Here is an 11,203-nt window from a genome sequence, read left to right as displayed (position 1 = left end):
GATGCGGCAGCAGCGACTCGATCGTCTTGTCCGTCGGCTCGCCCGCCTTGACCATGATCATGATCTTCCGCGGCGTCTCGAGCGACGCGACGAATTCCTCGACGCTGAACGCGCCGACGAGGTTTTTGCCTGCCGCTTCCTGGACGAGCTCCTTCGTCTTCTCCGGGGACCGGTTATAGACGGCTACCGAGAATCCCTTGCTTTCCATGTTGAGCGCAAGGTTCTTGCCCATGACCGCGAGGCCGACGACGCCGATCTGTTGTTTCGACATGTTCATCATCCTTTGTATTTTGAAAGTAACTCGATCTTTCATTCCGAATGCATCTTCCTTATTTTACACGAATGCTCGTCCAGTTCCAACAAATCCGATTCCGCGTTCACGAAGTCGATACAATTTCAGCCGCTGCCGGCCTGTTCGCCGCAAAAAAAACGGCGCCCCGGACCTTCATCCGGAGCGCCGCGGGGCGGCAAATTTTTACGCTTCCAACAGCAGCATCTCCTGGCGAAGCTCTTCGAGTTTCGCGCGGCACGCGTCGGCCGTCTCCCGCTGACCGTGCTCGAGCGCCTCCTGCAAAGTCGCCAGTTCGTAATCGATCTCCATCCGAAGCGCCGGGATGCGTTCCTCCGCTCGGGTCGAGCGGTACGCCTGGGCGATGTCCTCGAGCGTGACGACCGATTCCTTTTGATATACGACTTTATGCTCTACGCCGGAAATTTCCACCATGCGAATAATTTCGCCGAACATAATATTTTCGATGACGATTTGCCGGTCGCGAAAGCGCTTAACTACCGCGTGGCCGCGCGTCGCGCCGATCATGCGCTCCATCAGCTCCACGAGCTTCTCGTCACGGAACGAATAGTTCCCTACCAGCTTAAACCGTTCGCCTACCCGCTGAAACTTAAGCTTGACGAGCCGGCGGCCGGTTCGGATCGACGCGATGAAATGTGCGTCGTTCTCCGACCAGTACAACGAATACCCTTCTTGAATCAACGACTTGATGAAGTTGTGGATTGTCCGGCGATCGAATCGCAAGTCCAAGTTGCAGTACTCCACTTCAAAGCTTTTGTTCACGGCAATCCCTCCCAAGCTGCATAAGAAAGTATCGAAGCAGATCCAAGCGGCGGACAATGACGAAATATTCTGAAAATTACTCTTTCCTCTATACTATACTGATTTGTATGAATTGGCAACTTGGTTTATGGGCCTAATTTTCGTAAAATGTTAAAATGACTGTTGGATAGGGGGAACTTTGTTTTGACCGATTCGCTGTACGATTCGACGATCGCTTTCGGACCGTCGGATTTCGATGTCTTCGCGATTCCCGGGCTCGCCCCGCGCATGGAAGCGCTGATCGGGACCGTCCGTCCGAAGCTGACGGCGCTCGGCGCCGCCCTCGCTCCGGACCTCGCGGCGCTCTCGGGGGGCGAGATGTTTCCGCATGTGGCCAAGCACGCGCGCCGCACGGTGCATCCGCCGAACGACACGTGGGTCGCCTGGGCCGCCAATAAGCGCGGGTATAAAATGCTGCCTCATTTCCAAGTCGGGTTGTTCGAGTCGCACCTATTCGCGCAATTCGCCATCATTTACGAGTGCGAGAACAAATCCGTCTTCGCCGAAGCGCTGCTCCGGGAACGGGATCGGGTCCGAGGCATCGTGCCGGCGTCTTTCGTCTGGTCGACGGACCATATGAAACCCGGCGGGACGCCTCATGGCGAGATGACGGACGACGCGTTCTCCGCGTTGGCCGCCAAGCTGGCCGGCACGAAGCAATCCGAAGCGCTCGTCGGCATCCGCATCGGACGAGACGATCCGCTGCTTCGCGACGGCGCAAAGCTGTACGAGACCCTCCGGGGCACCTTCGAAACGTTAATGCCGTTATATCGCATGGCGTTCTGAACGCGCGAACGGGGCCGTCCCTCGGTAGTTTCGCTACCTTGGAACGGCCCCGTTTCGTTTAAGGCTCGCGTATGTACGGCACGTCGCCCGCGGTTACCCCGCCGCGTCTGCCGGACCTGCCGACGAACGACCGCCAAGCGACAAATATTTGCCTAAGAGCAGCATCGCCGCAAGGGATACGCCGGCGCCGACGAAGAACGGCAGCGACATGTCGAGCTCGAACAGCCCGCCGGCGATCAAAGGCCCGGCGATGCGCCCAAGGCTGTCCATCGAAGAACTCAGCCCGTTCGTGACGCCTTGCCCGGCCCGAGTCGATTGAGTGATCAAAGAAGTGACGCAAGGGCGCAATAACGAATTCCCGATCGCGAAGACGCTCATGAACGCCGAGGCGGTCCAGACGTCTTTCGAGAATAGCAGCAAGACGAACCCGAGCGCCTGGAGCGTCAGCCCGACGCGGATCAGGAGCGGCTCCGTCCCGTTCTTCGCGTATCGGCGTACGAAGCCGCCCTGCACGAGCGCGCCGACGATGCCGCTGACGAGAAACAGGATGCCTATATCCTGCGGCGTGGCCGCGTACCGTTCGATTTGGTAATACTGCAGCGTCGATTCGAGCCCCGCGAGCGCGAACGTGAGCACGAACATCATGAGAAACAAGTAGACGATCGGACCTTGGAACGCCGTCCAACGAGACTGCTTCGGCGCGGCGGCGGCGGCGCGGCGCCGCTCGGCCGGCAAGGATTCCTGAAGGGTGCCGAACGCGAAGAAGAAGTTCAACAGCGCCAAAGCCGCCGCGGCGAAGAACGGCGCCTCGTTGCCGAAGACGCTCAGCAGACCGCCGATGCCCGGGCCGAAGATGAAGCCGAGCCCGATGGACATGCCGACGAGGCCCATCGCGCGCGTCCGGCGCTCCTCCGGCGTAATATCGGCTACGTAGGCGACCGCGCAAGCGGTCGTCGCGCCCGAGAATACGCCTCCGAGCACCCTTGACGCATACATGAGCGTCAACTGGCCATCCGATAAGCCGAACATTAAGAAGCTAACGCTAAATCCGAGCACGCCGACCATCAATACCGGCTTGCGGCCGATCCGGTCCGACAGCGCTCCCCACACCGGCGACAGCAGGAAGGATGCCGCTGAATATACCGCCAGCATGACGTACAAGTGAAACCGTTCCTCGCCGGAACCCACGATCATCTCCGGCAGTACCGGTATAATAATGCCGAAGCCGAGAAAGATCGTCAGCAACATAACCATGATGACGCCCATACGCTTGTCCATTCCCGTTCCCCCATTGAGTTTCAAAGCAACACCGTCTATCGTATCACATTCGATTTTCGGAAGGAAATGGACAGGTAAAGACCCAGCATGCCTAGCAAAGCCGCAGCGCTGGCGAGGAACGGCGCTTGGCGGGAGACGCGCTCCCACAGCCAGCCCGACGCGATCGGCCCCGCAACGAAGCCCGAACCCTCGATCGCAAGGAACGCTCCCCAGGCGGCCCCCCTTCTCGCTTTCGGAATCGCATGCGCAAGGAAGGCGTTCCAGGACGGAATCAGCAGCGCGTATCCGACCGCGACCGCGGCGACCGCCGCGTATAAATGCCAGCCTGGGGCCGCGAAGGCGAAGAAGGCCGTGGCGGCGGCCGTTAGCGGAATGCCCGCCATGAGGAACGGCCGCGTTCCCCGCCGATCCGAAAGTCTGCCGACGATCGGCAACAGCGCCAGCGCCGCCCCGCCTCCCGTCGCAAGCAGCAGGCTGAACTCGGAGGCCTTGAGCCCCAGTTCTTCGCGCGCGTACAGCGTAACGACCGGGGTCAGCAGGCCGAGCGCCAACGTCTGCAAAAACATAGCCGGGAACAGGACCGTTCCGTGCGGAACATCTCGGAGGGCGCGAAGCGCCCCTTCCCTGTCCGGCCCCGGCCGCGACTCCCTCCGCCCGGAAATCCCCCGCGCCGGAAGCGATCCGCCGACCCCCGCGGCGACGGCGGACAACGCGAGGCATATCGAAAACGATAAACGCATGCTCCCTTCGCCGGACAAGGCGTTGGCGACGAGCGGTCCGCAGCCCGTTCCGAGGAAGGAAGCGAGGTACACGTTCGACAGCGCGGCGCCGCTCGCTTCCTCGCCCGCCGCGTCCGTCGCCCCCGCTACGACGCACGGCCACAGCGGGGACGTGCCCGCGCCGAGCAAGAAGCAGCCGGCCAGCAGTCCGAAGCCGCTTTGCATCCAAGCGAGCGCCGCGACGCCGGCCGCGCTAGCGCAAAGTCCGACGGTCATCGGCAGCCGGTATCCGAAGCGGTCGATCGCCCGGCCGACGGGAATGCGGAAGACGTTGTCGCCGACATATTGAAGCGCGAACGCCCAGCCGAGCACGTAAGCGGACAGCCCCAGCGTCCGATTCGCGTAGATCGGCAACAGGGAGACCAGCAGCGCCCCTTTAACGAATTCGACGGAAAACATAAGAAAAAGCAGTTTCCATACGAAGGCGTTGCCGACGAACGACCGCCCCCCGCGCCGCGAAGACGTCCGAAGCATAGGCCACCTCCCCTTTTTCCGTTTATTTTCGCCACGGCGAGCAACACTATATGCGATGAAAATTGAGTATTGAAACATTTGCCTTTTTTGCTATACTCATTTCTATTGTGCAAATCGAATTTTGAATCGTCAGGAAAGGGGCGACGTGAAGCGTGGACCAAACCCGCACACCGCTGTTCGACGCGCTGCAGGCGCATGCGTCGAAGGAACCGCTGCAATTCCATATCCCGGGACATAAGAAAGGCGCGGGCATGGATCCCGAATTTCGATCGTTCCTCGGCGACAACGCGTTATCGATCGACCTGATCAACATCGCGCCGCTCGACGACCTCCACCAGCCGTCCGGCGCTATCTTCGAGGCGCAGCGTCTCGCGGCGGAGGCGTTCGGCGCCGATTATACGTATTTTTCCGTGCAAGGCACGAGCGGCGCGATCCAAACGATGATTATGTCCGTCTGCGGACCGGGCGAAAAAATCATCGTCCCTCGGAACGTGCATAAATCCGTCATGTCCGCGATCATTTTCGCCGGGGCCCGTCCCGTCTTCTTATCGCCGGCCATGGACGACCAGCTCGGCATCGCGCACGGCGTTACGACGCGCTCGGTGCGGCGCGCGCTGGAGCGGCACCCCGACGCCAAGGCGGTGCTCGTCATCAATCCGACCTATTTCGGCATCAGCGCGAATTTGAAGGAAATCGTCGAGCTCGCCCACGCGCACGACGTGCCCGTGCTCGTCGACGAAGCGCACGGCGTGCACATCCATTTCCACGAGGAGCTCCCGTTGTCCGCGATGCAAGCCGGCGCCGATATGGCCGCGACGAGCGTGCACAAGCTCGGCGGATCGCTTACCCAGAGCTCCGTGCTGAACTTGCGAGGAAACCGGGTCAACCCGAAGCGGGTGCAGGCGATCCTGTCGATGCTGACGACGACATCGACCTCCTATCTGTTGCTCGCCTCCTTGGATGCGGCGCGGCGCAGCCTCGCCATCCACGGCCGCGAGCTGGCGAGCCGCGCGCTGTCGCTCGCCCGCGAAGCGAGAGACCGCATCAATGCGATTCCGGGTTTATATTGCTTCGGCAACGACATTCTCGGTACGGAAGCGACGTACGACTACGATCCGACGAAGCTGACCGTGCATGTGCGGCGGCTCGGCGTCACGGGGTACGAGGTCGAGAAGCGGCTTCGCGAGCGTTACAACATCGAAGTGGAAATGAGCGATATGTACAACATCCTCTGCATCGTCACGCCGGGCGATACGCAGGAGACGATTCTAAAGCTCGTAGACGCGCTGCACGGCATCGCCGCGGAACAAGCAGGCGCCGCCGAGATGAAGCCGGTGATCGTGAAAAATCCGAAAATCCCGACGCTGGCGCTGTCCCCCCGGGACGCGTTCTACGCGGAAACCGAATCCGTGCCGCTCGCGGAAGCGGACGGGCGCATCATCGCGGAGTTCGTCATGGTGTATCCGCCGGGCATCCCGATCTTGCTGCCGGGCGAAGTCATCTCTCGGGAAAATATCGATTACATTACGGAGCATGTCGAAATCGGCTTGCCGGTGCAGGGCCCCGAAGACAAGACGATCCGCAACGTCAAAGTGATCGTCGAGGAACGGGCGATCTTCGCCTAACGCCGAAGACACGCGCAAAGAAGGGCCGCCCCGTCGAAGCGTTCGACGAGACGGCCCTTCTTCCGTTTCCTACCGGAACATCTAATATTGCTCTTTCAACTCCAGATACGGCAGACGCTGCTTGAGAAGCATCGCCAATTCGCCGGCTTCCTCTTCGTTCTCGATCGCGAAGGTGCGCTGCAGGTTCTCGGTATTCGTCAGGTCATCCGCGCACAGAAGCGAGGATCTTCCCGTCTGCATGCAAACGACCAACGGCTTGCCGAAGAATCGGTTCGTAAACACGATGGCGAAATCGTAACGAGCCCGTTCCGACGCATACCCGAAGAAATCGACCTTCGCGCTCTCGCTTTCGTCGTACAAGTGATCGAACATGGCGGCCATCCTCCTTGTCCTATATCGTCGTTACGTCCCCAGCACTTCTTGCGATCAGGGTTTCCCCTTACATTCACTATACGTGAATCTGCGACCGGGAGGCAAGCGCGCCGCCGCGAATCGTTGTCACGTATGGATAAACCTGCTAATATGGAACCATCAGATATAAAGTGGGTGTAACGGGTCCATGAGTCAGAGCGCATATTTGTATTTCGTCGAGGGCTCCGCCGTGCCTTCCTTGACGCTAGAGGAACTGGAAGCGCAGCTGCACAGGTACCGGGAGCAGGTTGCGAAGACGGGCGAACAGCTCGATTGGGATTATGCCGACGCCGCCTTCCCCTATACGATCGAGAAGAAGCCGGATGGCGAGGGCGTATGGTTTTATCTGAAAGGGAAAACCGACCAATACAAGTACATCGTCTTCGGCGTAGGAACGAAGGGCGAAGGCGAAGAAGCGAAGCCGTACGTGCAGGTCGTGCTGCCCGAGGGCAGCACCCACGGGGATAAAGCGAAGGGCAATGAGCTTTGCAAATATTTAGCACGCCACCTGAAGTGCGAGCTGCATCTGTTCAACGGCAGGGTCATGTATTATAATCCCCGAAAATAACGCCGGCATAAGCGAAGGGGCCGTCCGAAAAGTCGATGACTTCACGGACGGCCCCTTCCCGCTTATGCTTCGTCTTCCTCGTCTTCGAGGAGCTCATTGTAAATGTCCAGTACGGCGTTCCACTCTTCGTCGTCCTCGATATTCGCCAGCACGACCTCGTCGCCGTCTTGTTCGATGCGAAGAATGAGTCCGTCCGCTTCGGCGTCGTTGCGATCGATCAGAACGACGTATTCGTTCTCCGCATGGTCGAACGTATAGACCGGTACAAGCTCGCGCTCGACCCCGTTCTCGTCCGTAACGACGTATATCGACTCTTCCTCTTCCCCGATCGCTTCGCGTTCCTTATCCGTCATATGCAGACCCCTTCCCGCCCGTTCTACCCTGAAGTGTTGCCTATCGGCGAGGAATTATTCCTTCTTCATGGCGAGGATCGCCTTCTCGCTGATGAGCTCGAACTCGTTGTCCTCGGACTGCTTAATAAAGAACTTCACTTTGTATTGTCCCGTCGATTTGAAATCGATCTTGAAGGCCGACGTCGTATACCAGAACGCGTCCCGGTTCTCGTCGGACATCTTGTACACCTGCGTATCGACGGTTTGCCCGGACGGATCCACGACGGTCGTCTTCAACGAATGTACTTTCGTTTTCAAATTATCGACCTGCGCGAATACGGAAAACTCGTAAGTGCCCAAAAAGACGTTCCCGAAAGGCGTCATGGCGTCTTTCTTCCCTGTAAACAAAAGGAGGTGCACATTCGGTTTATAAATATGTACGACGTCGGACTCCGCTTTGATCAGCGCCTGAAGCGTATCGGCCATCGCCCGAATCGGCAAATACGTCTTGCCGTCGATCTGAATGCCTCCGCCGTCGAGAACCGAACCGTTCACTTGTACGCCGACCTTCTTGCCCTTCCAAGTCTGCACGATGTCGTCGGCCCCGGCCGTTGCTCCGCCGACGAGCGACAACGCCAGGATGCCAAGCGCGATGTTCCGGATTTTCATACGGGTTCCCTCCAAATGTTCGTTGCACTCCTATATACTCCGTTCGGCAACAGGAGTTGCGGTCGACCCGGAAACTTTCTCGAAAGCTCCCTTAGCGACGTTTCCTTATTCGGAAAACTGGGAAATAAAAGCAAATAATAACATGAATTCCCGTGCTCGTAAACGGTTTTTCGCGTACATAGAAAAAATTCCTTTTCTCCCTCTTTTACGATACTATTATTTTAATTGGGAGCAAAGTTAAAGGAAGATGGGATATGACGAACGCCACCATGGAGAAGGAATTCGCGAAATTAAAGAAACTACTCGAACGCACGGCCGAAAAATATAAATACGACTTCCGCCATCCCGACGTGCTCGCCATCAGCAGGCGGCTCGACAAGGTCATCGTCCGCATGATGGAAAGCAAGTAGCAATCCGGGGGCCGAACGCACCCGACTTCCCGGCTCTCGCGTGCGCCGCGGGCCTTTAGCGTTGCGAAAATGAACCGTACTCGACCGACGCCCGGAGAACGCGGCGATTCGGTTTTTTTTATGCGATCGGGCAGTTTGCGTCCTAGCAAAAGTTGCCGTCCCGCCTTTCGTTTTGCGTTCAATCATGGTAAAGTGGAAATGCTATCATTGGGTCATGCAGGGAGGACGGCAAGTGGAGATTCAAATCCAGATGATCGGAACCGGCAACGCCTTCGCGAAGAAATACTTCAACAATAACGCCATCGTCTCCGCGAAAGGTTCCCGTCTCTTGATCGACTGCGGCGTCACGGCGCCCTACGCGCTGCACCAGCTTTCCGTCTCGCCGGCGGATCTGGAAGGCATCTTGATTACGCATATCCACGGGGATCATATCGGGGGATTGGAAGAAATCGCCTTCCGAATGAAGTACGTACATCAGCGAAAGCTGAAGCTGTTCGTGCCCGCAGCGCTTCAGAAGCCGCTCTGGGAAGAATCCTTGAAGGGCGCCATGGAAGATCATAGCGCGAACTGCGATTCCTTATCGAGCTACTTCGACGTCGTTCCGCTGGAAGCGGGCCAACCCGTCGCCGTGTTCGACGGCTTGACGGTGGAGCTAGTCGCTACGAAACATGTGCCGAACAAGCCCAGCTTTGCGGTGCTTTTGAACGAGAGCGTCTTCTACAGCTCCGACATGACGTTCGACCCCGACCTGCTGATCGGCTTGATCGACGCGGGGCGGTGCGGCCATATTTTGCATGACTGCCAGCTTCGGGGGTACGGGGCTGTACATACGACGTTGTCCGAGCTATTAACCCTGCCCGATCGAGTGCAGGACAACCTATGGCTGATGCATTACGAGGACGGGCGCGACGAATTTATCGGCAAGACGGGCCGCATGCGTTTCATCGAGCAGCATCAGGTATACCGTTTCGGTTAAATAACGAAGGGGCCGCGGATCCGAAGCAGCGAATGCTGCTTTCGGACCGCGGCCCCTTTTGCGTCCGCATCAACCGAGCGATCAGAACGTAGGCAGCGCATCCAGGTTGTTCGTCGGATCTCCATCCGCATCGCCTCGAAGATACGTCTCGCCGTCGCGGCCCTTGAATGCGTTCACGCCGGCGATCGCTCCGGATGAAACTTCCCGAAGCGCCTCGTCGTAGGACAACGTTCTGCCCGTCGAAGTTCGGAACGCCGTAATATCGCCGTCCTCGTTCTTGCGTACGGCCGCGAACGTTTCCCTTGCGTCATTCGATGCTTGCATAACGAGCACCCCCTTGCGGGTAGGATGCTCCCGACGGCCGTACGGTATTCGGCCCTGCCCTACAGCCGTTTGCGCATGCGGACATGCGGAATACCGGCGTCCAAGAATGTCTCCGGCGACGTCTTCTCATACCCGAGCGAGCGGTAAAACGGCTCCGCCTGGCATTGCGCATCCAGTAAGGCGTATGTAAAACCCTCGTCCTTAGCCCATCCTTCCAAAGCCTGCATCAGCGCTTTGCCGACGCCTTGGCCGCGATGCGGCAGACGCACCGCGATACGCTGCAGCTTGGCGGTGTCCGGCTTGTACTCGATGAAGCGCCCCGTAGCCGCAGGCGCGCCGTCGATGGAAAGCAGAAGGTGTTTCGCGGCGGAAGGAGAGGCGTCGTACTCGTCCATCTCCAGATCCGCGGGTACCTTCTGTTCCTCTACGAATACCTCCATGCGAATTCCGAACGCTTGACGGAGCTGCGCTTCGGTCTCGATTTTCGTAATGATCACTTCTGTCGTCGTCCTCTCGATGAGTTCATGATTGTTAAAAAAATCCTATGTCCCCTATTGCAACTTTCGAACCATGCCATATAATATAACTAATAGTATAAAATGTTCCTCACGAACATGGCAAATCCGTCGAAAGACGGAGACGCAAAGCCACGGGCCTAACGCGCAAGCAACGGCGGCCGGGTTGCCGAAGTGGAGCGTAGACGAGACTCCTAGATCGTCCGCCTTCGCGGACGATTTTTCATTTGCTTTCCAATCGGATTAAGGAGGATGAGCTCATGTCGTTTCTTCACGTGAACGAACTGGTACACCATCAGAAGAACGCCATCTCCGTCGGTTGCCGGGTATCCATCGAGAAAGACGCATACATCTCGACCGGCATCGTCTCGTATATCGAAGGCGATATTATCGAAATCGAGCTTCCTCAGTTCAAAGTATACAAACCCGGAGATCCGGTGAAGCTCACCGTGTACTCCGCGAACGGCTTTCTCATCTTGGCCTCGTCCGTAATCGCCAAGGACATCGGCATGCTGATGGTCCTAAATCCGCCGGAAAACCAACGATTGTCGACGCGTCGCCAATTTCCCCGGATCGACGTGACGGATACCGGCAGCCTGCGGGCGCTGCGTTGGGCCTCCGGAGGAGCCGACAAACTAGGCGAGCCGACCGTCGTCGACATTCGCAACGTCAGCCTCGGCGGCGTCGGGTTTACGATCGAGACGGATCCGGGCATACGGCCCCTCATGATCGCAGAGCTCGAGCTCCATATCAACGGGGGCATGCCTTGTACGATCGAGGTTTCCCGAAAGCAGACGACGGAAGAGGGGCTGACGTACGTCGGCGCCCGCTTCGCCTCGATCGAACCCGACGATCTGAACGCGTTGCGCGGATATATTTTGCGCCAGCAAATCAAGCAACGGGCCAAGCAGCGACTCGACGAACCGACGGCCATGTAAAGATAAA

At 58.3% G+C, this 11,203-nt stretch carries 15 protein-coding genes and 1 riboswitch; of the genes, 6 read left to right on the top strand and 9 right to left on the bottom strand.

What is annotated here, in order from left to right; all coding sequences use genetic code 11:
- A partial coding sequence (locus VEZ38_RS09295; RefSeq protein WP_324893071.1) for an NAD(P)-binding domain-containing protein occupies positions 1-271 on the bottom strand: 271 nt, incomplete at its 3' end.
- A gap of 204 nt (positions 272-475) precedes the next feature.
- Entirely contained in the window at positions 476-1,072 is a 597-nt protein-coding gene (locus tag VEZ38_RS09290) for a hypothetical protein (RefSeq protein ID WP_324893070.1), read from the bottom strand.
- Positions 1,073-1,255: 183 nt separating this feature from the next.
- On the opposite strand from VEZ38_RS09290, the gene VEZ38_RS09285 reads away from it, so the two are divergent.
- Positions 1,256-1,897: a DUF1054 domain-containing protein gene (locus tag VEZ38_RS09285; RefSeq protein ID WP_324893069.1), complete on the top strand. Its 642-nt coding sequence runs from the start codon at positions 1,256-1,258 to the stop codon at positions 1,895-1,897.
- 93 nt (positions 1,898-1,990) lie between these two features.
- Here VEZ38_RS09285 and VEZ38_RS09280 read toward each other — a convergent pair whose 3' ends face one another.
- Both VEZ38_RS09280 and VEZ38_RS09275 read right to left on the bottom strand, forming a co-directional pair.
- The gene (locus tag VEZ38_RS09280; protein WP_324893068.1) at positions 1,991-3,175 is read right to left on the bottom strand and encodes an MFS transporter; all 1,185 of its coding nucleotides are present in this window, start codon (positions 3,173-3,175) and stop codon (positions 1,991-1,993) included.
- 35 nt (positions 3,176-3,210) lie between these two features.
- Complete coding sequence (locus tag VEZ38_RS09275) at positions 3,211-4,428, bottom strand: MFS transporter (RefSeq protein ID WP_324893067.1); 1,218 nt, start codon at positions 4,426-4,428, stop codon at positions 3,211-3,213.
- A 152-nt stretch (positions 4,429-4,580) separates the two neighbouring features.
- On the opposite strand from VEZ38_RS09275, the gene VEZ38_RS09270 reads away from it, so the two are divergent.
- Positions 4,581-6,053 carry an aminotransferase class I/II-fold pyridoxal phosphate-dependent enzyme gene (locus VEZ38_RS09270; protein ID WP_324893066.1) on the top strand — a complete coding sequence of 491 codons (1,473 nt, stop codon included), beginning with the start codon at positions 4,581-4,583 and terminating at the stop codon, positions 6,051-6,053.
- An 81-nt stretch (positions 6,054-6,134) separates the two neighbouring features.
- On the opposite strand, the gene VEZ38_RS09265 is transcribed toward VEZ38_RS09270, so the two are convergent.
- Positions 6,135-6,425, bottom strand: a complete 291-nt coding sequence (locus VEZ38_RS09265; RefSeq protein WP_324893065.1) for a DUF3055 domain-containing protein — start codon at positions 6,423-6,425, stop codon at positions 6,135-6,137.
- A 187-nt stretch (positions 6,426-6,612) separates the two neighbouring features.
- On the opposite strand from VEZ38_RS09265, the gene VEZ38_RS09260 reads away from it, so the two are divergent.
- Positions 6,613-7,032, top strand: coding sequence for a DUF1885 family protein (locus tag VEZ38_RS09260; RefSeq protein WP_324893064.1), 420 nt, complete (start codon positions 6,613-6,615; stop codon positions 7,030-7,032).
- 62 nt (positions 7,033-7,094) lie between these two features.
- Here VEZ38_RS09260 and VEZ38_RS09255 read toward each other — a convergent pair whose 3' ends face one another.
- Entirely contained in the window at positions 7,095-7,385 is a 291-nt protein-coding gene (locus VEZ38_RS09255) for a DUF1292 domain-containing protein (RefSeq protein ID WP_324893063.1), read from the bottom strand.
- A gap of 54 nt (positions 7,386-7,439) precedes the next feature.
- A complete protein-coding gene (locus VEZ38_RS09250; RefSeq protein WP_324893062.1) occupies positions 7,440-8,033 on the bottom strand; it encodes a copper amine oxidase in 594 nt (197 codons plus the stop codon).
- A gap of 254 nt (positions 8,034-8,287) precedes the next feature.
- Between VEZ38_RS09250 and VEZ38_RS09245 the strand changes: the two genes are divergently transcribed.
- Entirely contained in the window at positions 8,288-8,443 is a 156-nt protein-coding gene (locus VEZ38_RS09245; protein ID WP_324893061.1) for a Spo0E family sporulation regulatory protein-aspartic acid phosphatase, read from the top strand.
- A 232-nt stretch (positions 8,444-8,675) separates the two neighbouring features.
- On the top strand, positions 8,676-9,419 hold the full coding sequence (locus VEZ38_RS09240; protein ID WP_324893060.1) for an MBL fold metallo-hydrolase: 744 nt from the start codon (positions 8,676-8,678) through the stop codon (positions 9,417-9,419).
- A gap of 81 nt (positions 9,420-9,500) precedes the next feature.
- On the opposite strand, the gene VEZ38_RS09235 is transcribed toward VEZ38_RS09240, so the two are convergent.
- Together VEZ38_RS09235 and VEZ38_RS09230 are read right to left on the bottom strand one after the other, a co-directional pair.
- Complete coding sequence (locus tag VEZ38_RS09235; RefSeq protein ID WP_324893059.1) at positions 9,501-9,743, bottom strand: DUF3892 domain-containing protein; 243 nt, start codon at positions 9,741-9,743, stop codon at positions 9,501-9,503.
- A gap of 59 nt (positions 9,744-9,802) precedes the next feature.
- Positions 9,803-10,183 carry a GNAT family N-acetyltransferase gene (locus VEZ38_RS09230; RefSeq protein ID WP_324893073.1) on the bottom strand — a complete coding sequence of 127 codons (381 nt, stop codon included), beginning with the start codon at positions 10,181-10,183 and terminating at the stop codon, positions 9,803-9,805.
- Positions 10,184-10,349: 166 nt separating this feature from the next.
- Positions 10,350-10,432, top strand: a riboswitch (cyclic di-GMP riboswitch).
- A gap of 86 nt (positions 10,433-10,518) precedes the next feature.
- Between VEZ38_RS09230 and VEZ38_RS09225 the strand changes: the two genes are divergently transcribed.
- The gene (locus VEZ38_RS09225; RefSeq protein ID WP_324893058.1) at positions 10,519-11,196 is read left to right on the top strand and encodes a PilZ domain-containing protein; all 678 of its coding nucleotides are present in this window, start codon (positions 10,519-10,521) and stop codon (positions 11,194-11,196) included.
- Positions 11,197-11,203: the final 7 nt, after the last annotated feature.

This window comes from Paenibacillus sp. (assembly GCF_035645235.1).
GTDB lineage: Bacteria > Bacillota > Bacilli > Paenibacillales > YIM-B00363 > Paenibacillus_AE.
This window is presented reverse-complemented; position numbering and strand designations above follow the sequence as displayed.

Bases quoted from the DNA above. Each gene is read 5' to 3' on its own strand.
- VEZ38_RS09280 (WP_324893068.1), bottom strand. From the start codon at position 3,175: ATGGACAAGCGTATGGGCGTCATCATGGTTATGTTGCTGACGATCTTT.
- VEZ38_RS09275 (WP_324893067.1), bottom strand. From the start codon at position 4,428: ATGCTTCGGACGTCTTCGCGGCGCGGGGGGCGGTCGTTCGTCGGCAAC.
- VEZ38_RS09265 (WP_324893065.1), bottom strand. From the start codon at position 6,425: ATGTTCGATCACTTGTACGACGAAAGCGAGAGCGCGAAGGTCGATTTC.
- VEZ38_RS09260 (WP_324893064.1), top strand. From the start codon at position 6,613: ATGAGTCAGAGCGCATATTTGTATTTCGTCGAGGGCTCCGCCGTGCCT.
- VEZ38_RS09255 (WP_324893063.1), bottom strand. From the start codon at position 7,385: ATGACGGATAAGGAACGCGAAGCGATCGGGGAAGAGGAAGAGTCGATA.
- VEZ38_RS09250 (WP_324893062.1), bottom strand. From the start codon at position 8,033: ATGAAAATCCGGAACATCGCGCTTGGCATCCTGGCGTTGTCGCTCGTC.
- VEZ38_RS09245 (WP_324893061.1), top strand. From the start codon at position 8,288: ATGACGAACGCCACCATGGAGAAGGAATTCGCGAAATTAAAGAAACTA.
- VEZ38_RS09235 (WP_324893059.1), bottom strand. From the start codon at position 9,743: ATGCAAGCATCGAATGACGCAAGGGAAACGTTCGCGGCCGTACGCAAG.
- VEZ38_RS09230 (WP_324893073.1), bottom strand. From the start codon at position 10,183: ATGGAGGTATTCGTAGAGGAACAGAAGGTACCCGCGGATCTGGAGATG.
- VEZ38_RS09225 (WP_324893058.1), top strand. From the start codon at position 10,519: ATGTCGTTTCTTCACGTGAACGAACTGGTACACCATCAGAAGAACGCC.